Raw genomic sequence first — 19872 nt, forward strand, 5'->3', positions numbered from 1 at the left:
GTGTGAGGCACAGTTGTTTCGGGTAATTTTACTACCGAAATTACTGGTTAATGAACGCAAGAGGTGACGCGGTTTCAGGCGTTTCCACGCAGGCGGGTCAGGCCTTCTTTCATCTCGCCGATGCGGGCGTGATGATTTGTGCCGCGCTGGAGACTCACTGCCGTCGACAGGATGTCGATCACTACAAGATGCGACAGGCGCGAAACGGTCGGGGTGTAGAGGTCGGTGTTTTCCAGCGTCTCGACCACCAGATGCGTGTCGCAGTTGGCGAGCAGGGGGCTACCGTCTTCGCCGGTGATTCCGATGGTGTGCGCACCGCGCTCGCGGGCGACGCGCATGGTCTCGACAATGTCCTTGGTCTGGCCGGTGTTGGAGATCGCGACCGCAACGTCTCCCTCGCCAAGCATGTCCGCCGTCATGAACATCTGGTGCGAGTCCGACGGCGCGCCGCAAGGCACACCGAACAGCGGGAACTTCTGCTGGGCATCGCGGGCCACAATGCCCGATGCGCCGAAGCCGAAGAACTCGATCCGCTTTGCCTTCGACAGTGCCGCAACGGCCTTTTCGAGGTGGCTGTGGTTCAGCTTGCTCTGCGCCCAGTTCAGGTTCGACAGGTTGTAGTCGAACACCTTGGTGATGATCGTGTCGAGGCTGTCCTCGTCCGTGATCGCCGTGTGGGACGTCGTGCGTGCAAAGGCGAGCGAACGCGCGAGTTTGACCCGCATATCGCGGAAGCCGTCGCAGCCGATAGCCGTGCAGAAGCGGATCACGGTCGGTTCGCTGACGCCCGCCGTTTTGGCGAGCGTTGCGAGGGTCATGGCGACGACGCCTTCGGGATTGCTGAGAACCACTTCGGCCACGCGGCGATCGGACTTCCGCAGATCGTCCTGTAGGCGGACGATATCTTCTAGGAGGTTGTCGTCGGAGCTGCGGTTGATCTGGTCCATGTCTCTTCGCTCGCCTTCTCGGTCAGAATGGACAGGCATTCTCCCGGCGTTGGGCGGATCACTCGAAGAGAGGTCTGTTCCGCGGCGGCCTTGTCGATGACGTCCGGTTCAATCGTGTTGAACGCGAACATACCGAAGTGATGCGGAACGAGAAAGGGATAGTCGGCAGCTAGCGCGATAGCTTCGTGCAAGTGGAAGTTGCCGGGGATGCCCTCGGACGCGCGCCGTTCATCGCGGCCGTTGACGGGCAGCAGGCAGATATCGGGCGCAAACGCTTTGACGCGCTCGGACAGGCCGTCGAAGGGAATGCTGTCGCCCGAGTGATAGATGCGCAGGTCGCCGGTCGCGATCCCGTATCCGAGGAACAGGTGCTGGCCGGTGTCATTGCGAGCGAGCGTTTCGTGCGCGGCGGGGAGGGCGGTGATTTCCAGACCACTGAGCGGTTCGATGGTTTCGTCGGCGTCAATCAGGATCAGCTTGGCGTCCTCGCCAACCCGTTCTCTAGCGAGTGCCTCGCAAGCGGCAGGAACGACGAATGGCAGGTCAGGGAACCGTTCATGCAGCGGCCCGAGCGTCTCTGGGTCCAGATGGTCGGTGTGCCCGTGCGTGACGAGCACAAGATCGGGCCTTGGCAAATCCGCGACCGTGATCGGCGGTGCCATCATCCGCACGTGGTCGTTCTTTTTGCCCACGTATTTCTTGGCAAGGCTATCCGACAGGTAGGGGTCGATCAGGATGCGGTGCTTGCCTGTCTCGATCCAGAAACCGGCTTGGCCGAGCCAATAAAGGCTCGGCTTTCCGGCTTTCGGAAGCTCCGCTGCGCCGCGCTCAATGCGCATGGCTGACCAAAGCGTCGAGCAGATTGTCTACTGCTCGCTGGGTGGAGCGATCGACCGAAGCAGTTGTGAAGCCGCCGATGTGGGTCGTTGTCAGTACTCGGGGGTGTTGGAGCAGGGCGCTCGGCGCTGGCGGCTCCGAATGGAAGACGTCCGTGGCGTAAGCGCCGATCTGGCCGCTCTCGATGGCTGCCAGCATCGCGTCGTCGTCAACGAGGCCCGCGCGGGCAGTGTTCACGACGATGGCTCCTTTGGCCATGCGGTTTAGGGCCGAAGCGTCCATCAGGGCGCTGCCGTCTTTGGGCATCGGGGCGTGCAGACTCACCACTTCGGCTCCTTCCAGCGCGGCATCGAAATCGCAGCGCGTGAACGAAGGATGGACGATCTGATCCTGCGGCGCAAACGGGTCGAAGCCGCGTACTTTGGCTCCCAAAGCGAGGCACATATTGGCGTAGGTCGCGCCAATCGCGCCAAGGCCGATCACGGCGATCTTCGTATCAGAGATTTCCTTGCCGATCCGGCGGGGCCACTCGCCACTACGCATTCCTGTGTGTGTCGGGACGACGTCGCGCAGGCTAGACAGCGTGAGGGTCAGTGCCAGTTCGGCCACGCCCTTCGCATTTGTGCCCTCGGCGCGGCACACCTTGATCCCGCGCTTGGTCAGGAGGTCGATCGGCAGGTTGTCGATGCCGGTGCCGTTGCGCGAAATGACCCGCAGGTCGTTCGCGGCCTCGATTACCTTGTCAGTCACCGGTTCCACCCCTGCGAGCCAGCCGACGCAGCCGTCAATGGCTTCGATCAACTGGTCCTCGCGAGGAGTGGCGCCCGGAGAGGGCATGGAGAGCTCGAAGCCTGCTTCTTCGAGCTTGTGCAAAATCGGGTGGCCGCCTTTGGAGAGCGAGCGGGGCGTGATCAGGATCTTGGCCATCATGCGCGTCCCGTCGCTTCGGCAGCGATGTGCGAAATTTCGTCGAACACGGGGCCGCTGGTCGGAATTTCGACGTCGAACACCTCTGCGATGACCTGCGTCCAGCCATAGATGAAGTAGGTCCAGCCGTCCTCGACTTGCAGCGACTTTGCGTCTTTCTGCTCTTCGGCCTGCTCAAGGAAAACGAGGTCGCCGCGGTAGTTGAGTTCCCAGACGATGCCGTTTTGCGGGAAGGTGCCGTCAAAGGTCAGCGGCGAGCCGGGGGCGTCTTTGCCGAGGCCGGTCGCGTTGATCACGACAGAGCCGGGCTTGAGCGATGCCATGGCTGCGTCGTTGTCCGCTGCGGTCGCGGCAACCACGTAGTCGCACGGAATGCCGCTATCGAGCTGCTCGTGGATTTCGCGGATGTGGTCGAGTCGCGGGGCGCTGCGGTTGGTCACAACGATGCGGCTCGGACGGTTCGCGCCGCGCGACTTCTGCATTAGGTGCCACGTCAGCGCGATGGTCGATCCGCCAGCGCCCATCGAAAACACCTCTGCGCCGGTGTCGGCGAAGTGGTTGTCCGGCAGGAAGCCATCCAGCGCGAGGCCGGAGGAGATCGGGTCTTTCGCGTGGCAGATGAGCTTGCCGTCACGCTTGGACAGGCAGGACGTCTCTGTCATCAGTTCGGCGTGCGGATCGATCACATCGAACATATCGCGGCAGGCTTGGAACAGATCGAGCTTGTGGGTTGTCACCAATGCGCCAAGCGAAAGCGGGTCGTTCTTCAGGAACTCGACCGTCGCGCGGTAGTTTTCGGCAGTGTCGTGCGGGACAAGGTCGATGCCCTTGATCTCTACATCGCCGAGTACGAGGTATTCCGCCCATTTCGGGAACACCTTTATGATCGACGATTTTCCGGTGGTCACACCGATGAAGTAGAAGGTCGGTTTGGTGGCTGGCGTGAATTGCATCATGCGCTCCGGATGTCTTTGACGCGGGCCACGGCCTCGCGGGCGTTCTTGGTGATCTGGGCCCAGTTGCCAGCGGCGATGTCATCGCGCTTGGCGATCCATGTGCCGCCGACTGCGCGGACTTGCGGAGTGGCGAGCCAGTCGGACAGGTTATCGAGCGTCACGCCGCCGGTCGGGTTAAATCCGATGCCAGTGTGCGCATAGGGCGCGGCGATGTTCTTGAGCATGTTCGGGCCGCCAGCAGGCATCGCGGGGAAGAACTTGACCATGCCGCACTTGTGGCGCAGCGCGATTTGCAGGTCCGACGGAGTCATGATGCCGGGCGCGAAGGGTAGACCGATCTTGGCCGCGTGCTCCAGCACTGCTGCGTCGATTCCAGGGGCGAGGGCGAAGCAGGCGCCTGCGGCTTTGGCGGCGTCTGCCTGCGCTTCATCAAGGATCGTACCCGCGCCGACGATCAGCTCGGGGCGCTCGGCTGCGATCTTGGCAATTACGTCGGCGGCGGCTGCGGTGCGGAATGTGATCTCTGCGACAGGCAGGCCGCCTTCGAGCAGCGCGTCGGCGAGTGGAAGGGCGTCCTTTGCGTCGTCGATCGCGATGACCGGCACGACGCCGTAGGTTCCGAGTTCTTCAAATACAGTCATAGTGTCCTCCGCTCAGTCGACAGTCGCCATCACGGCGGCGATTTCTTCTTTGGTGCGCGGGCGGTAGTTCGCGTTGTCGACAGCCTTCCAGCCGTCGCCGTCCGCCATAATGCGCGTCGCCATGCCGCCGGAGCGGGCGATGATCTCGTAGTCCTGACCGCTGTCGCTGGGGTAGCAGAAGCTCATCACCAGAGGGGTGGAGCCGGTGTTGACCGAGCGGTGGATCCACATCGGCGGCACGTAGACCAGTTCCTTGGCACGGATTTCGAGAATGCGGGTCTCGCCCTCGGGGCTTTCCATCAGCATCAGGCCCTCGCCGCTTTCACCGTAATAGGTCTCGGGTCGATTGGCCTGCGCGTGAATATGGCCGCGCGTCATGTAGTATTCGTCGCCGATTTTGCCGGGCTCCATCCAAGTGGTGCCAAAAATCAGATCGCCCTTCGCCTGCTGGGGGCGGGTTTCGTGGACATAGTAGACAACGTGATCGGGGTCCTCGGAAGCCTTGGCGGCAAATGCGGCCTCATCGGCATAAACACCTGCGAGATCGCTGATGCGCTTTTCATATCGGCCCGTAGCGCCGGACATTTCGCCGGTATTCGGATTGATCAAATGGGCGGTCGGGGTCTGATACATAGCTTCCTCCCAGAAAATGTAGTTAAACTACCAAATGAGTTAGCGAGAACTACCGATTTAGGCAAGCCGGTAGTTGAGAAAAATTTGTCGGGTGAGGGTGTTTGAGGTGCGTTTGCGCGATGTGTTCCTGCCATTTTGCTAATAAATATTGCCTAAATGGCTTGGCGGGTCGACATTCGGGCGGTGCGCGCAAATCTAGTGACAAACTGCGAAATCAGTAGAAAAGCTACATTGCGTACTTGTACTGTTTTGTAGTTTCTGTAAACAAACTCGGAGGGGGAGGCTCGGGCGGCCATCGCTACGAGACTCAAGGGAACTACCAAAGTCTGGATGAGCACATGCGTGATCTGTTTCTGGCAATCGACGTCGGCACCGGCAGTCTTCGGTCTGCACTTGTGGACCGGAATGGGCGTATCCTCGCCTTTGCGCATAAGGAACACGAACAGATCGTGCCCCAGTTCGGCTGGTCCGAGCAGCGTCCCGCCGAATGGTGGGCCGGCACGGTGGAGACGATCCGCAAGGTGCTCGAAAAGGTCGACAACGCCGCTGCCCGAGTCGCGGCGATCTGTGCGTGTGGCCAGATGCACGGGACGGTACTAATCGATGATGACGGGCGACTGACCCGCGATGCCGCGCCGCTTTGGAACGACAAAAGGACTGCACCGCAGGTGGTTGCGTTCGGCGAGAGCCACGATCTGCGCGGCGGATTGGAGATCACCGCCAACGTTCCTGCGACCGCTTGGCCCGCGTTCAAGCTGCAATGGGTTGCGCAGAACGAACCCGAGGTGCTGGCGCGCGCCGCGACCGTCCTCATGCCGAAGGATTGGATCAATTTCTGTCTGACAGGTGAGCGTGCGCAGGACGTGACCGAGGCTTCGCTGAGCTATCTCATGGATTGGCAGCGTCGGGAATGGTCGGACGAGATGTGCGCTTTGACCGGCGTGCGTCGCAGCCTGCTACCGCCGCTGCGCCAGCCTGAGGAAATCCTTGGGACATTGCTGCCCGAGGTCGCGCAAATGCTTGGTCTGTCGCGGGATATTCCGGTGCTCGTTGGTGCTGGCGATTATCCGATGGCGCTGACCGGTTCGGGAGTGGTCGAGGCGGGGATGGGCTCGGACGTGACTGGCACGTCGACCATCATCACGCTGTTGCACGACAGCGCCGTAGTCGATCCGCAGATCTCCAACGTTCTGTCCGCCAACGGCGTCTGGGGCGCGATGACGTTGCTCGACGCGGGCGGGGACGCTGTGCGCTGGGCCCGCCGTGCGTTTCACGAAAACCAGCGCAGCTATGCCGAAGTGACGGAGGATGCCGAGAAGGCCGCTGTCGGTTCCAAGTCGCTGTTCTTCCTGCCGTATCTGTCGGGTGAGAGGTTCCAGCCCAAGAGCCGCGCGCAGTTTTTCGGCCTGAGCGCCGCGCACGGACTGCCCGAATTGCACCGCGCCGTTCTTGAAGGCGTCGCGTTCTCGGTCCGCCAGACGCTCGACCGCCTTCAGGGTAGCAACGGGCGTCCCGACCGGATCGTTGCGGCGAGTGGCGGGGCGAAGAATGCGCTCTGGCTGCGGATCAAGGCGAGCATGTACAACGTGCCCTACCTCGTGCCCGAGGAACTCGAATGCGGCGTCGTTGGCGCGGCCATGCTGATGTCCAGCGCAACGGGCGTGACCTCCAGCGTGAACGCAGCGGCCAAGCAAATGGTTCGCTTCACCGAAGAAATCCTGCCCGATCCGGAATGGGTCGAAAAATACGACCGCATGATGCCCGTCTACTCGCGCCTCTATGACGGCGCGAAAGCGTTCTACGACGATCTAGAAGCGCTCGAAGCCTAGAAACTGAACCAACCCACCGTGCCGCTCGCCCCATCGGGGCGGGGGGAGAGCAGTTCGAATGTGGCGTTGCTGCGCTCTGCGATGATGTGGATGATCGACAGGCCGAGGCCCGTGCCGTCGCCCGCTCCATCACCGCGCATGAAACGTTGACCGAGGCGTTCGAGCGTCGCTGCGGGGATGGTTTCACCGTCGTTCGACACCGTCAGCACGCAGTCGGCCGTCAGTTCGATCTGCACCGGTTTGCCTGCCTCACCGTGGGTCAGCGCGTTTTCCACCAAATTGCGCAGCACGATCCCGAGCGCATCTGGGTCGAGGTCGCTCATCACGGGGTCATCAGGCAGCTGCATTTCGAAGTGGTCGTTGCGTTGGCTGCGGATGAAATCCTCCAGCACGATGCGGACGACGGGGCGCAGATCGGTCTGCTCCTCCTGCCGCAAACGGGCACCTTCGGCACGGGCGAGCTGCATCAATTTTTCGCCGTAGCGGCTGAGGCGTTTGAGGGATGCTTCGATTTCTCCTGCGCGTTCCACCGCGATCGGGTCGCTGCTTTGCGCCTTCAGGCGTTGGGCTTGCGCGATGGCTCCGGCGAGCGGCGTGCGCATTTCGTGGGCAGCGTTGGAGGCAAAGCTCCGCTCGGCCTCGAACCCTTCGGCCACGCGCTCCAGAAGACGGTTGCCACTATCTACAACGGGCACCAGCTCGCGCGGCATGTCGGTCGCGCTGATCGGAGAGAGGTTACTCGGGCCGCGCTTGCCCATCTCGTCCTCAAGCGTTTTGATCGGGCGGAGTCCGCGACCGACGAGGATGAAAATGCCAAGCAAAGTCAGCGGGATAACAATCAGCAGCGGCATCGACAGTGCGCCCATAACAGCCAAGGCCAACTGCTCGCGCGCGTCGAGCGGGCGGGCGACGGCAATCGTCACATCACCGCGCTGGACGACATCTACAAAGTAGCGGTATTTGTCATCGGAGTGGTAACCCGGCTCGGTGGGAAAGGTGATCGCCGACGCCTCACGCGACTGCATCAGCAGGCCGTGGCGTTCGGAGGTCACCACGAACTCCACATCGTCGTCATCACGGCGACCGCCGTGTTCTTCCTCTTCGTGCTCATCGCGAGGCGGTCTGTAGACATCATCGCGGTGCTTTTGCAGGACGATTGGCAGGATGCGCTCGGCATTGGCGCGCAGGTCGCGGTCGAAATTCTCGCTGACTTCGGCAAACAGGTGCGAAACGGTGAGCGCCGCAGCGATCAGCCAGAACACCGTGACCATTAGCCCGACGAACAACGCAATCCGGATGCGGAGGGAATTCAAACGTCCGCCGAGGGTCATGGCTGGCCCAATCGGTAGCCGAGGCCGCGAGAGGTCACGATGATCTCTTTACCGAGCTTTTTGCGAAGGTGGCTGACGTGCACTTCGATCGTGTTCGAACCGATACTGTCGTCGAAGCTGTAAAGCGCTTCTTCCAACTGCGTTTTGGTGACGATCTGGTTGGGACGCTGGAGAAGAACCTCGAAAATCGCCCATTCACGAGAGGTCAGGACCACCGGTTTGCCCGCTTTGGTGATCTGCTTCGCCGCGATGTCGACCTCGATATCTCCAAGCGAAATCAGCGGATTGGGGTTGCCCGCATAACGCCGCGAGACCGAGCCGATGCGGGCCGACAGCTCATCAAGGTCGAAGGGCTTGGCAAGATAATCGTCAGCGCCTGCGGTCAGTCCGGCAATGCGGTCGGACACCTGATCGAGCGCCGTGAGGATGATGACAGGGGTCACATCGCCCTTGGCGCGGATGTCTTTGAGGAAAGGCACGCCGCGCCCGTCGGGTAGCATGAGATCGAGCAACATCAGATCGAACGGACTGGATTTCAGTGCAGTGCCCGCATCGTCAAGCCGCGTTACATGGTCGACGCTATGCCCATCGGAGCGGATCTGGTCGGCCACCGCCGCGCCAAGAATGGCGTCATCTTCGACGAGCAGAATGCGCATGGTCCGGTCCTCAATCCATTGTGTGGGATTACAATCGCTTATGAACCTGAAGGCAACCTGAAGAAAGAAAATGCACGGCTTCAGCTATGCTTCAGGTTCGCGCGCAAGAAGAGGTCATCACAAACGGAATCTCAATCCTCCGGAGACCTTGCTATGAAACTTCTCTTCCCTGCTCTTGCCGCAACGACCGCCCTGTCGCCCTTCGCCGCTAATGCGACCGAGATTACGCTCGATACCACGATGGCCAACTACGGCGGCGAGGATGCGTACCTTGCGTATTACGTCACCGACGCCGACGGCAACTATGTGCGCCACCTCTGGGTCGCGTCGGGCAAATCGCGTTGGTGGGACCACCTGCGCAACTGGTACTCGGCCACGGGTGGTTCGTCGTCGGAAATCGCTGGTCTGTCGGGTGCATCGGTCGGCTCGGGCCGCTCGCTCGAAGTCACCGTGGATGTCGAGGACGCCCTGATCAACGCGGGCTACCAGATCCGTGTCGATAGCTCGGTCGAGCATATGGCCGATCTGCCGGCCGAGATCGTCGTGCCGCTCGAAGATGCCAGTGCCGGCCAGGCGACCTCGGGCCGCGGTCTGATCGCTTCGTTCACCTTCGATATGTAAGGGAGCGCCGCCATGTTCCGTGTCTTGCACCGATGGGCAGGTGTGGTTGCTGCCATTCTGCTCGTGATCGTATCGCTGACGGGTTTTATCCTGTCGATTTTTCCGCTGATCACGGCAGACAGGACTGCCGACCGGCTTGATGCTGGAAGCCTGATCGTCGCGGTGCAAGACACGTTGCCGGGCGTCCAGCAGATCAACGTCAATGACAATGGCGTCGTCACGGCGACGGCCTTCGGAGCCGATGGCCTGCAGCAGATCGTTGTGGACGCGGCCACAGGCGCGAGCCTTGGGCCTGTCACGACCAGCGGTCTTGAGCTGTGGTTCGAAAACCTCCACCGCAATCTGTTCCTGTCGGATACGGGGCAGCTGGCGGTTCTGATCGCGTCCGTGGCGATGGTCGCGCTGACGATTTCCGGTCTTGCGCTGGCTGCGCGCCGTCTCGGTGGGTGGCGCAAGCTGCTGTCGCGCGATCACGGCAACGGGGCAGGCGGGCTGCACCTCAAGGTCGCCCGTATCGCCGCCGTTGGTCTGATCATTTCATCGCTCACGGGCGTCTGGATGGGGCTCGCCACGCTGGGCGTCGTGCCCGACCCGAGCCCGCTTGCCGATATGCCGACCGTCAGTGTCGAAGCCGCACTGCCTGCGAATGAACTCGCCGCGCTGACGTCTATCGACGGTGCGGAACTGCGCTCGATCACCCTGCCGGTCGAGGGTCTGTTGGGACAAGCTTACGAGGTCGAAACCGACGCGGGTGCAGGTTTTGTCGATCCGGCCACGGGCGAGATGCTGACGTGGGCTGACCGCTCCGGCTGGTCGCAGGTGATGGACGTTGTGCACCTGCTACACACGGGGCAGGGCGCGTCGCTGCTCGGCCTGATCCTTGGCCTGATGTCGTTGGCTGTGCCGGTGCTTTCGGGTTCCGGTTTGCTGGTCTGGCTTGCGGGGCGCGGCAAGACTATCAAAGTTGCGAACGCTGCGGCCGCATCGGCTGACGTGATCGTGCTGGTCGGTTCCGAAGGCGGCTCAACTTGGCGCTTCGCCAACGCATTTGCGCGGAGTGTGCAGAACGCCGGACTGACCGCGCGCCTCGCTCCGATGAACGATTTCGCGCCCACGACCTATCACGCCGCCAAGTCGATCGTGGTTTTCGCCGCGACATATGGTGACGGCGATGCACCTGAAAGCGCGAAGGATTTCATCGCGAAACTGGCGGCAGCGGAAGCGCTGAAAGTGCCGCTCAGTGTCCTTGGCTTCGGCGATAGCTCGTACCCAGAGTTCTGCGGTTTCGCCGACGAGGTCGCTCGCGAAGCGCAGGCCAAAGGGTGGTCGCTGCTGATCGAAACGGGCAAAATCGACCGCCAGTCCACTGGTGAGTTCTCCAACTGGGGCTTTGCTTACGCAGCGGCGTCGGGCATCGACCTCGGCGATGTGGCCACCGCACTCGAACGTCCCGAAATGGCCGAGCTGACGCTTGTCAGCAAATCGATCTACGGCGAGGGCGCGCAGGCACCAACGGCAGTGCTGCGGTTCGCGATGCCCAAAGTCAGCCTGATGGACCGTCTGCTGGGCCGCAACTTCGCGAAGTTTCAAGCGGGCGATTTGCTCAACATCATCCCCGATGGCAGCGACAGCCCTCGGTCCTATTCGCTGGCGTCCGGTACCAAGGATGGCTTTGTCGAGATTTGTGTCCGCAAGGTGCCCGGCGGTCTGGCCTCCGCCCAGCTTTGCAGCATGGAGCGGGGCGATAAGCTGCTCGCTTACGTCACCCCGAACGCGCACTTCCACGCGCCGAAGGACGCATCGTCCCTCGTTTTGATCGGCGCAGGCGCAGGCATCGGATCGCTCGCGGGGGTTGTCCGTGGCAACCGCCGCAAGCGCCCCGCGCATCTGTTTTTCGGGATGCGCAGCCGTTCCGGCGGGTTGCCCTATGAGGCCGAATTCGAGGAATGGCAGGGCGACGGACGTCTGTCCGAGTTGACCATCGCGCTCTCCCGCTCCGAAACGCCTCGCTATGTGCAGCAAGCGCTGATGGAGGAGGCCGCCAAGCTGCGGAAACTCGTCCAGCAAGGCGCGCACTTCATGATCTGCGGCGGCCGCGACATGGGCGACGGCGTGCGTGCGGCGCTCGAAGAAATCATCGCCCCGCTCGGCATGTCCGTGAACCAGCTCGAAAAGGAGGGTCGTTATGCTGTCGACGTTTTCTGACAATCGTGTCGATCTGAACGGCGAGACGATGGGCACCCGCTGGCACGCGCAATTTTGGGCAAATGCGGACACCGATGTCGAAGCGATTAAGGCCGCGATGCAAGCGGCGGTGGACCGCGTCGATGCGCAGATGTCGCTGTGGAAACCCGAAAGTGATCTGTGCCGCCTGAACCGCGCGCCGGTTGGTGAATGGGTCGATATCGGTCCGGAGATGATGCGCGTCCTGTGCGCGGCGGCAGAAGTTACCCGCATGTCAGATGGCGCCTTCGACATCTCGGTCGGCGACGCGGTTCGGGCTTGGGGCTTTGGTCCCGAAGATGCCGATACCACAAAGATTACCGCATTGCTGTCGAAGAGCAGTGGCAGAGCAAACCCGCTAGAGCTCCGCGATAGCCAAGCGCGCCGGCTGGCGGATGTGTCGTTTGACCTGAACGGGATCGCCAAGGGCTTTGGCACCGATCGCCTTGTCGAGGTTGCCGCAGAGCATGGCATCACTGCCCTCACGGCTGGTATCGACGGTGATCTGCGGACGGTCGGCACGCGTCCCGATGGTTCGTTTTGGCCCATCGCGATCGAGCGGCCAGACTACGGTCTGCGTGCGGTCCATTCGATGATGGAGCTCTCGGACTGCGCCATCGCCACCTCCGGCGACTATCGCCACTGGCTGACCGTCGGTGACCAACGCCTGTCCCACACGATGAACCCGCGTTTGCAAGCGCCACTCGTAAACTCGCCGGCGTCCGTCACGGTCCTCGCGCCGGATTGTATGACTGCCGATGCTTGGGCGACGGCGCTCATGGTGCTGGGCCGCGAAGCGGGCACCGCTGTCGCGCGGCGCTACGGCATTCAGGCGATGTTCCTCGAGCGCGAAGCGCTCGCAAGCTAATTGGTCCCGAGGATACGGTCGACAATCCCGCAGAACACGTCGATCACGGTAGGCAGCAAAGCATCGGGGAAATCGTAGTCGGCATTGTGGAGCTGCGGGCAGTTCTCGCCGGAACCGATGTAAAGCATCGCGGCCTTTGCGCCGTCGTCACCGAAGCGGCCGAAATCTTCGGACCACCGCATCGGAAGCTGCATTTCGTTCAGGACGTGGCCGCGTTCGTGAGCGACCTCTGCCGCAATCGCTGTGGCTTCCTCGTCATTGACGACTGCGCGGAAAATGTCGTGCCAATGGACCTCGGTTCGAAGTCCTGTGCAGTGCTGATCAACGAGCGCCAACGCGTCCGCAATCAGCTTCTCCATCCGCTCGTTGGTCATGCAGCGGAGCGTCACGCGCAGCTCGCCATCGGCGGGGGCGATGCCGAATGTCGGCTCGCCTAAATTGGCGTGCGTCAACGTGCTCAGCGCGAAATCCGTGTCGCCGATCACGCCGTGGCTCAGCGCGGGGAGAGCGTTCATCAATGCCGCCATTGCGGGACCGGGGGACAGCCCGTCCTCTGGCGCGGCGGCATGGGAGCTTTTGCCTTCGAGCAGGATCTGCATCCCCCGAGATGCGCAATTTCCTGATCCGGCGCGCACGCCGATTTCTCCCAGTGGACGGGCCGGAACGTTGTGGTAGGCGAAGGCGTAGTCGGGCTTGATCTCGGGCCAGCGCGGATCGTCGATCACGGCTTGCGCGCCCGCGCCGGTTTCCTCGGCGGGTTGGAACAGCAGAATGACGCGGCCCGTTGCGGGACGCTGGCCAAGATGCATCGCAACACCGAGCATCGACACCATGTGGCCGTCGTGACCGCAGAGGTGACCTTTGCCTTCGACCTCGGACTTGTAAAGCACTTCCGAAATCTCGCGGATCGGCAGACCGTCCAGTTCGCAGCGGAGCAGCACGGTCGGGCCGTCCGCTGCCCCCGCAAACTCGGCCGCGACGCCGTGCCCACCAAGGTCTGTCCAGATGCGGTCAGGCCCCAGCTTTTCCAGTTCCTCCAAGATGCTCGCGGCGGTTTTCTCTTCCTCGCCCGATATTTCAGGCTGACGATGCAGCGCCTGCCGCAGGTCGGTGAGGTAGGAAATCTGGTCGGGCAATAGGGTCATGTGCGGCTTCCGATTGAATGTCGCCAACAAACCCGTTTGTGGGCTAGAAGACAATCAATGAAGCGTATTCAAGACATCGACCTCAAGCTGCTCCGCACGTTCAAAGCGATTGTGGAGGCGGGCGGGGTTTCGGCGGCGCAAGTCGCGTTGAATACCTCGCAGTCCACGCTCTCGACGCAATTGGTCGAGTTGGAAGCGCGTCTCGGCTTCACGCTTTGCCGGCGTGGTCGGGGTGGGTTTGCTTTGACGCCCGAGGGTGAGAAACTACTGGATGCGCTGGACGATCTGATCGCTGCGACAGAGCGTTTCCAAAACGCGGTTGCGGATATCTCGGGCGAGATGCGAGGTATTCTGCGGATCGGCGTGATGGATGCCATGCTCAGCAACACCGCTTGGCCATTGCATGAAGTGATTGAAAAATTCTCCAATGCCGCGCGGGAGACGGTGGTGGACCTGACACTCGTCGCCCCCGCAACAATGGAGGCCGCTTTGGTCGAGGGGCGGCGTGATGTCGTCATCGGGCCGTTCAGCCAAAAGAACGCGAGCCTCGGGTACATCCCGCTTTATCAGGAGCGCCATTCGCTCTACGCCAGCCAGCATCACCCGCTGGCACAGTTGGCAGAGGTGACCTTCGACGACCTGCGCAAACATGGCCTCGTCGCAACGCCCAACGAGCTTCAGCGGTTGCCTTACATTCGCAAGCAATCGGGGCGCGGTGGTCGCCAATTGGCCGTTGCGGCGACCGTCGACCAGATGGAGAGCCACGCGATCCTCATCAAATCGGGGCGTTACGTGGGGTTCATGCCCGAACATGTTGTGCAGGCGTCGGACGGGTTTGTGAAGCTGCGGACGGGGGCGGAGTTGCAATACTATTCGCCCATCTACCTTGCCCACCGCAAAGACGCGGAGCTGAACCTCATGCTTCGGTCATTCCTTAATCGGGTGAGAGAGCAGAGACTGGTGGCAGGGCCGTTGACGGACATGGGCGCGGTGACGGAGCTCGCGGAATAGATTGCATCGGAAATTTCGATGTGACGGCTGTAAACCTCTAATGTTTCGGCGGGATAATCTGCGGCAGGGTTGTTGAATGCTCTCCTCCCAAGCCCAGATTATTCCCATGACCGATACACAGTTTGCTCCCGCTCCGTCCTCGCTGGCCTATGTGCCGTTCCTGTCCGTCGAGAACATGATGAAGATGGTCCACGCTATCGGTGTGGAGACCTTTCTGACTGAGCTCGCGGGCTACATTGAAGACGACTTCAAGCGCTGGCCCGAATTTGACAAGACGCCGCGCGTCGCCTCGCATTCGCGCGAAGGTGTGATCGAGCTGATGCCGACCGCCGACAGCGACAACTACGGCTTCAAATATGTAAACGGACATCCGAAGAACACGAAAGAGGGTTACCAGACCGTTACCGCGTTCGGCGTTCTGTCGTCGGTAGCTAACGGCTATCCGATCCTACTGACCGAGATGACCGTGCTGACCGCGCTGCGGACGGCAGCGACCTCTGCGCTGGTGGCGAAATACCTCGCGCCCGAAGGCTCGCAGACGATGGCGATGATCGGCAATGGTGCGCAGTGCGAATTCCAGGCGATGGCGTTCCGCGCACTACTCGGCATCGAAACGCTGCGTCTCTATGACATCGACGCTGGCGCGACCGATAAGGCAGTGCGCAACCTGACCGCTCAGGGCTTCAACGTGACCGCATGCAAAAGCGCTGAGGAAGCTGTCGAGGGTGCCGAGATCATCACCACCTGCACCGCTGACAAACAATACGCGACGATCCTGACCGATAACATGGTCGGGCCGGGTGTGCACATTAACGCCATCGGCGGCGATTGCCCCGGTAAGACGGAGCTGCACAAGGACATCCTGCTGCGTTCGTCGATCTTTGTCGAATATCCCGAGCAGACCCGTATCGAGGGCGAAATCCAGCAGCTGGACGAGGACTACCCCGTGACCGAGCTTTGGCAGGTGATGCTGGGACAGGCGCAGGGGCGCACCGATGCGCAGCAGATCACGCTGTTCGATAGCGTCGGTTTCGCGATCGAAGATTTCTCCGCTCTGCGCTACGTCCACGCCAAGGCGACCGATGGCGGGTTTGCGGAAAAGCTGGACCTGCTCGCGGACCCTGACGATCCGCGCGATCTGTTTGGAATGCTCCAGCGCGCGAACGCCTAACCGAACGACACCAGCATTTCGCAAATAGCCTTCGGATCATAGCGGTCGGGTTCTATGCCCGCCGCATCGAGGCTGATGCACTGGATACCGAAACGGCTGCGGAGAGTTTCGCAGTCGTTTTTGTTTGCGTCCGGCCCGCAGAGAACGTGGGTGATAAACGCGCTGGGCTTGGCCTCGGGTTCATCGGCCATCAGCGGGGCGAGGATCGCCTCGACCTGCTCGACCAGCGAATAGCCCTGCGCTTCGGGGTCGTGGCCCATGCTCGGGATGTAGATTTTCGGCACATGACGGGCGGCAACGGCTTGGCCAACGCCTGCGGGCAGAAGGTTGGCGATGACGCTGCTGTAGAGGCTCCCCGGCGGGTAGCAGATGACGTCGGCTTCTTCGATCAGGTTGCTGTTGCGCTTGGGCAGCGGGAAATCAGCGGGCACCAACTCGCGGTCTCCCTCGCACACGAACAGACGGCTGATTTTCTGCGCGAGAGGCGGAGCCTCTTTGCCGCTGATATTGCGCTGGCTGAAGACTTTCGTCCCATCCACCAGTTCAACGCCAAGGTCCAGATTGCGGTCGACAATTGCGCGGACGGTGCCTTGCACGTCAACCATCTTGGACATGAGAAACAAGACGGGCTCCAGCTCGCGGTGATTGCTGAGGTAGCCGCCCGCGATGATCAGGTTGCCGATGCTGGCGTTGCGGTAGTCGAAATCGCCGCTGACGTGGGCCGAGAAAGCGGCCAGCGAGTTTCTGATCAGGCTGCGCATCGGCTGCGAGATTGCCTTCACCAGCGGATGCGAGCCATCCACCATCTGCGCGACCTCTGCGGCCAGCGCGTCGTTTTCACCATCCTTCGGCAGGCGTTTGGAAAACAGCGCATAGACGTCTGGCTGACCAAGCACCGTTTCATCCGCCAGCGCCATCAGGCGGCTGCGCAGGTCTCCGATCGCGGGCATGTCAAACGCCTCGCGCAGCACCTGAGAGCTGCCGCCGCTATCGAAGGGCGTGATCAGGTGGACCGAGTTGAAGGTGTATTTCTTCAGCGTGCGCGAAATGTCGTTGAGTGCACTGCCGCCACTGAAAAACAGGATGCGCGGGCCAAGGTGCGGAACACTGAGCGCACGAGAGACACGCAAGGTGTCGGGCAGCGCCAGCTGTTTTTCGACGGTAACCTTGACCATATGGGCCCTTCATTGCGCTTGCGCGGTTCGTTCTGCTTACTTTGGCAAACGTAGCGCGGCCCGTGAAGGTTCAAATTTCTTGGGGTGATCGGTGCCGACAGGGCCGGCACCAATCTTTTACTTGCGGATCATAGTGCGCGGCATGTCCGAAAAGATCTCTGCGCCGTCTTCGCGAAGGATGACGATCTCTTCGAGGCGGATGCCGAATTCGCCTGCCAGATAGACGCCGGGTTCGATGGAGAACACGTTGCCCTTGGCCAGTTCGACGTCGGAGGTTGCGGTGATATAGGGCGGCTCGTGAATGTCGATGCCGAGGCCGTGGCCGGTGCGGTGCAGGAACTTGTCGCCGTAGCCAGCCTCGGTGATGACATCACGAGCAGCCTTGTCGACGTCACGCGACAGGGCACCCGGTTTCGCGGCGGCGAGGGCGGCCTGAACAGCGCAGTCAACAATGTCGAATACCTTGGTGTATTCCTCGCTTGGCTCGCCGAAGAAACCGCAGCGGGTCATGTCGGACGGATAACCGCCCAGACGGCAGCCGGTGTCGATCAGGACAGCGGTGTTCGGCTCCAGCTTCTTGTCGCTCGAATAATGGTGCGGGAACGCGCCGTTTTCGCCAAAGCAGATTGAACAGAACTCCAGCGACGCGCCGTTTGCTTTGTAGTGGTCGTTGATGATCGCTTGGATTTCGCGCTCGGTGATGCCCTCGCGCAGGCTGTCGAAGGCCTTGGTGACGGCTTCATCGTTCAGCTTGTGCGCGGCTTTGACTAGCGCGAATTCGGCCTCGTCCTTCATCGCGCGGAGGGCACCGACGGTGTCCTCGGTAAAACGGCGGACGGGTTGGTCGAGGGCGTCGATCACGCGCAGCGCAAAGTCGGCGCGCATGGTCTCGTCAAGCACAACGGAAACACCCGAACGGGTCGCGCCGGATTTTTCCAGCAGCTCGCTCAGCGCGGCTTCGGGGCCGGCATCGTCGGTCCATTTGTGCAGCGGAAGATCGGTGTCCTTCGACGCCGCGTTGGCGTTGAGGTTGGGCATCAAAAAACCCGCGTAATCCTGACTGACGACGAGCAGGACAGGGCGTTCGTCGCCATGCGGGTGGACGCCCGACAGCCAAGCCATATGGCTCGACGGGCCGAGGACGACCAGATCGGTGTTGGTGGCGGCCATGCGGTCGCGCAGGGCGGTAAGGCGGGCGGCGGTTTGCGGGAACGCGGTCATGATGGCTCCGGAATGGGGTGGGGGCCGCCAATGAAGCGGCCCCGTGTCTGTTATTGCTTGTCTACGAGGCGGTAGTAAACGAAGTCCGACGTCGCACCGTTCACATAACCTTCGACGTTATCGGCCATGGCGACCTGATACGCGGCTTGGAACATGATGACGATGGGCGAGCTTTCCTGAACCTTCTGCTGAAGGTCCTGATACATCTCGAGACGGGTGTCGGCATCAGCTTCGGCCAGCGCGGCCATCGTATCTTCGTTCATCTCGTCCGGCACGGCCCAAGCGTTGCGCCATGTGGTGGTCGCTGCATATGCGTCGTCCGAGTTGTCGGAGTTATATGCAAACGCCTTGGCGTTCGAGTGCGGGTCCATGAAGTCGGGGCCCCAGTACAGCAGCATGGCTTGGTGAGTACGCTCGCGGTACTTCGTAATGACCTGTGCACCGGTGCCGGGCAGGATTTCGAAGTTGATGCCCGCATCGGCAAAGCTTGCCTGAAGCGACTGCGCCATATCGGTGAACGGCGCCGCGTTGATCACGTCGAGCGAAACGGTGATCGGGGTTTCGATACCGGCCTCGTCGAGAATTTCCTTTGCCTTTTCAGGATCGTAGCTGAACGGCGTTTCGTCGTACGAACCGGGGAAGCCCTTGGGCCAGAACGCTTGGTGCACTTCCATCTGACCGTTGATGATAGTGTCGGTCATGCCAGTGTAGTCAACCAGATAGCGCGCGGCTTCCCAGACAGCCGGATCGGTCAGGCTCTCGGTTTTCTGGTTGAACGACAGGAAGTGGACGGCGGCCTGCGGGAAGGTCTCGACCTTGATCTCTTCGCTGTCGAGCGATGCGATCTGGTCGGGCGTCAGGTTGCGCGCAAGGTCGATGTCGCCCTGTTCGAGCAGAAGCTGCTGGGTCGCGGCCTCGGCAACGTGACGGATGATGACCGAACCGATTTCCGGCGCGCCGTTGAAGTAGCTCTCATTGGCGCTCATGCGGACCATCTGGGCGGGCGAATAGCTGTCGAGCTTGAACGGGCCGGAGCCTGCAGCGTTCTCGTTCAGCCACGCGTTGCCCATATCGCCGTCAACTTCGTGCTCCATGACGAGCTTGCTGTCGACGATGGATGCGGGGCGCGAGGCGAGGACGTTCAGTACGAAGTTCGACGAGAAATCGCCTTCGTATTTGACGGTCACGGTGTTGCCGTCAGCAGTCACCATGTCGTCCACGTTGTCCGCGGTCCAGCCAAGCTGGGCGAGGATGAAGGCGGGCGTCAGGTTCAGTTTGATGACGCGGCCGAAGGAATAGACGACGTCTTCTGCGGTGACCTCATTGCCCGACGCGAAGGTCGCGCCGTCACGAAGGGTGAAGGTGATGGTCTTCGCTTCGTCATCGGCAGTCCAGTCGGATGCAAGGCCGGCGGCGAGGGTCGTCGTGTCCTCTGCATCGTACTGCACAAGGCGGTCATAGAGATTGGTGACCAGCTCGCCCGAGGTGAACTCATAGGCCTGAGCGGGGTCGATGGCGACGATGTCGTCGATGTTCTGAGCGACGACCAAAACGTCGTCAGGGGTTTCGGCAAACGCTGCCGGTGCCGCGAGGGGCAGGATCAGCGTTGATGCCAGTAGAATGGAACGGAATTGCTTCACGTCGGTCTCCTTGTTGGAACGGTTTAACGAATGCGGGCGG

The 19872-nt window shown here is 61.6% G+C and carries 18 protein-coding genes; 6 read left to right on the top strand and 12 right to left on the bottom strand.

The window, feature by feature from the left end; genetic code table 11:
• Window positions 1–74 precede the first annotated feature (74 nt).
• Genes IF204_RS00960 through IF204_RS00985 form a run of 6 tightly spaced genes read right to left on the bottom strand, consistent with a single transcriptional unit; the run spans window position 75 to window position 4941 of the window.
• A complete protein-coding gene (locus tag IF204_RS00960) occupies window positions 75–947 on the bottom strand; it encodes a MurR/RpiR family transcriptional regulator (RefSeq protein ID WP_194093948.1) in 873 nt (290 codons plus the stop codon).
• Entirely contained in the window at window positions 908–1786 is an 879-nt protein-coding gene (locus IF204_RS00965; protein ID WP_194093950.1) for an MBL fold metallo-hydrolase, read from the bottom strand. The genes IF204_RS00960 and IF204_RS00965 overlap by 40 nt, the downstream gene beginning before the upstream one ends.
• On the bottom strand, window positions 1776–2711 hold the full coding sequence (locus IF204_RS00970; RefSeq protein ID WP_194093952.1) for an NAD(P)-dependent oxidoreductase: 936 nt from the start codon (window positions 2709–2711) through the stop codon (window positions 1776–1778). The genes IF204_RS00965 and IF204_RS00970 overlap by 11 nt, the downstream gene beginning before the upstream one ends.
• Window positions 2711–3664 (bottom strand): shikimate dehydrogenase family protein, encoded by a 954-nt coding sequence (locus IF204_RS00975; RefSeq protein WP_228068995.1) that lies wholly within the window; start codon window positions 3662–3664, stop codon window positions 2711–2713. The genes IF204_RS00970 and IF204_RS00975 overlap by 1 nt, the downstream gene beginning before the upstream one ends.
• Window positions 3664–4308, bottom strand: a complete 645-nt coding sequence (eda, locus tag IF204_RS00980) for a bifunctional 4-hydroxy-2-oxoglutarate aldolase/2-dehydro-3-deoxy-phosphogluconate aldolase (RefSeq protein ID WP_194093956.1) — start codon at window positions 4306–4308, stop codon at window positions 3664–3666. Before eda ends, IF204_RS00975 begins: the two co-directional genes overlap by 1 nt.
• A gap of 12 nt (window positions 4309–4320) precedes the next feature.
• Window positions 4321–4941 carry a glucose-6-phosphate isomerase family protein gene (locus tag IF204_RS00985; RefSeq protein WP_194093958.1) on the bottom strand — a complete coding sequence of 207 codons (621 nt, stop codon included), beginning with the start codon at window positions 4939–4941 and terminating at the stop codon, window positions 4321–4323.
• Window positions 4942–5279: 338 nt separating this feature from the next.
• Between IF204_RS00985 and IF204_RS00990 the strand changes: the two genes are divergently transcribed.
• Complete coding sequence (locus IF204_RS00990) at window positions 5280–6770, top strand: xylulokinase (RefSeq protein ID WP_194093959.1); 1491 nt, start codon at window positions 5280–5282, stop codon at window positions 6768–6770.
• On the opposite strand, the gene IF204_RS00995 is transcribed toward IF204_RS00990, so the two are convergent.
• Together IF204_RS00995 and IF204_RS01000 are read right to left on the bottom strand one after the other, a co-directional pair.
• The gene (locus tag IF204_RS00995; RefSeq protein ID WP_194093961.1) at window positions 6767–8101 is read right to left on the bottom strand and encodes an ATP-binding protein; all 1335 of its coding nucleotides are present in this window, start codon (window positions 8099–8101) and stop codon (window positions 6767–6769) included. The two genes, IF204_RS00990 and IF204_RS00995, sit on opposite strands and share 4 nt — an antisense overlap.
• Window positions 8098–8757, bottom strand: a complete 660-nt coding sequence (locus IF204_RS01000; protein WP_194093963.1) for a response regulator — start codon at window positions 8755–8757, stop codon at window positions 8098–8100. The genes IF204_RS00995 and IF204_RS01000 overlap by 4 nt, the downstream gene beginning before the upstream one ends.
• Window positions 8758–8910: 153 nt before the next feature.
• Here IF204_RS01000 and IF204_RS01005 point away from each other — a divergent pair, with 153 nt between their 5' ends.
• Genes IF204_RS01005 through IF204_RS01015 form a run of 3 tightly spaced genes read left to right on the top strand, consistent with a single transcriptional unit; the run spans window position 8911 to window position 12469 of the window.
• Window positions 8911–9378: a DUF2271 domain-containing protein gene (locus tag IF204_RS01005; RefSeq protein ID WP_194093965.1), complete on the top strand. Its 468-nt coding sequence runs from the start codon at window positions 8911–8913 to the stop codon at window positions 9376–9378.
• 12 nt (window positions 9379–9390) lie between these two features.
• On the top strand, window positions 9391–11583 hold the full coding sequence (locus tag IF204_RS01010) for a PepSY domain-containing protein (protein WP_194093967.1): 2193 nt from the start codon (window positions 9391–9393) through the stop codon (window positions 11581–11583).
• Window positions 11564–12469, top strand: a complete 906-nt coding sequence (locus tag IF204_RS01015) for an FAD:protein FMN transferase (protein WP_228068997.1) — start codon at window positions 11564–11566, stop codon at window positions 12467–12469. The genes IF204_RS01010 and IF204_RS01015 overlap by 20 nt, the downstream gene beginning before the upstream one ends.
• On the opposite strand, the gene IF204_RS01020 is transcribed toward IF204_RS01015, so the two are convergent.
• Entirely contained in the window at window positions 12466–13614 is a 1149-nt protein-coding gene (locus IF204_RS01020) for an amidohydrolase (RefSeq protein ID WP_194093969.1), read from the bottom strand. The two genes, IF204_RS01015 and IF204_RS01020, sit on opposite strands and share 4 nt — an antisense overlap.
• Window positions 13615–13671: 57 nt before the next feature.
• Between IF204_RS01020 and IF204_RS01025 the strand changes: the two genes are divergently transcribed.
• Window positions 13672–14625 carry a LysR family transcriptional regulator gene (locus IF204_RS01025; protein WP_194093970.1) on the top strand — a complete coding sequence of 318 codons (954 nt, stop codon included), beginning with the start codon at window positions 13672–13674 and terminating at the stop codon, window positions 14623–14625.
• 106 nt (window positions 14626–14731) lie between these two features.
• Window positions 14732–15796, top strand: a complete 1065-nt coding sequence (locus IF204_RS01030; RefSeq protein WP_194093972.1) for an ornithine cyclodeaminase — start codon at window positions 14732–14734, stop codon at window positions 15794–15796.
• Here IF204_RS01030 and IF204_RS01035 read toward each other — a convergent pair.
• From IF204_RS01035 to IF204_RS01045, 3 genes are all read right to left on the bottom strand, one after another.
• The gene (locus tag IF204_RS01035) at window positions 15793–16971 is read right to left on the bottom strand and encodes a GAK system CofD-like protein (RefSeq protein WP_194093974.1); all 1179 of its coding nucleotides are present in this window, start codon (window positions 16969–16971) and stop codon (window positions 15793–15795) included. The genes IF204_RS01030 and IF204_RS01035 overlap by 4 nt on opposite strands.
• Before the next feature lie 117 nt (window positions 16972–17088).
• Complete coding sequence (locus IF204_RS01040) at window positions 17089–18192, bottom strand: M24 family metallopeptidase (RefSeq protein ID WP_194093976.1); 1104 nt, start codon at window positions 18190–18192, stop codon at window positions 17089–17091.
• A gap of 50 nt (window positions 18193–18242) precedes the next feature.
• A complete protein-coding gene (locus IF204_RS01045; protein ID WP_194093977.1) occupies window positions 18243–19832 on the bottom strand; it encodes an ABC transporter substrate-binding protein in 1590 nt (529 codons plus the stop codon).
• Window positions 19833–19872: the final 40 nt, after the last annotated feature.

Source organism: Marivivens aquimaris (assembly GCF_015220045.1).
Classification (GTDB): domain Bacteria; phylum Pseudomonadota; class Alphaproteobacteria; order Rhodobacterales; family Rhodobacteraceae; genus Marivivens; species Marivivens aquimaris.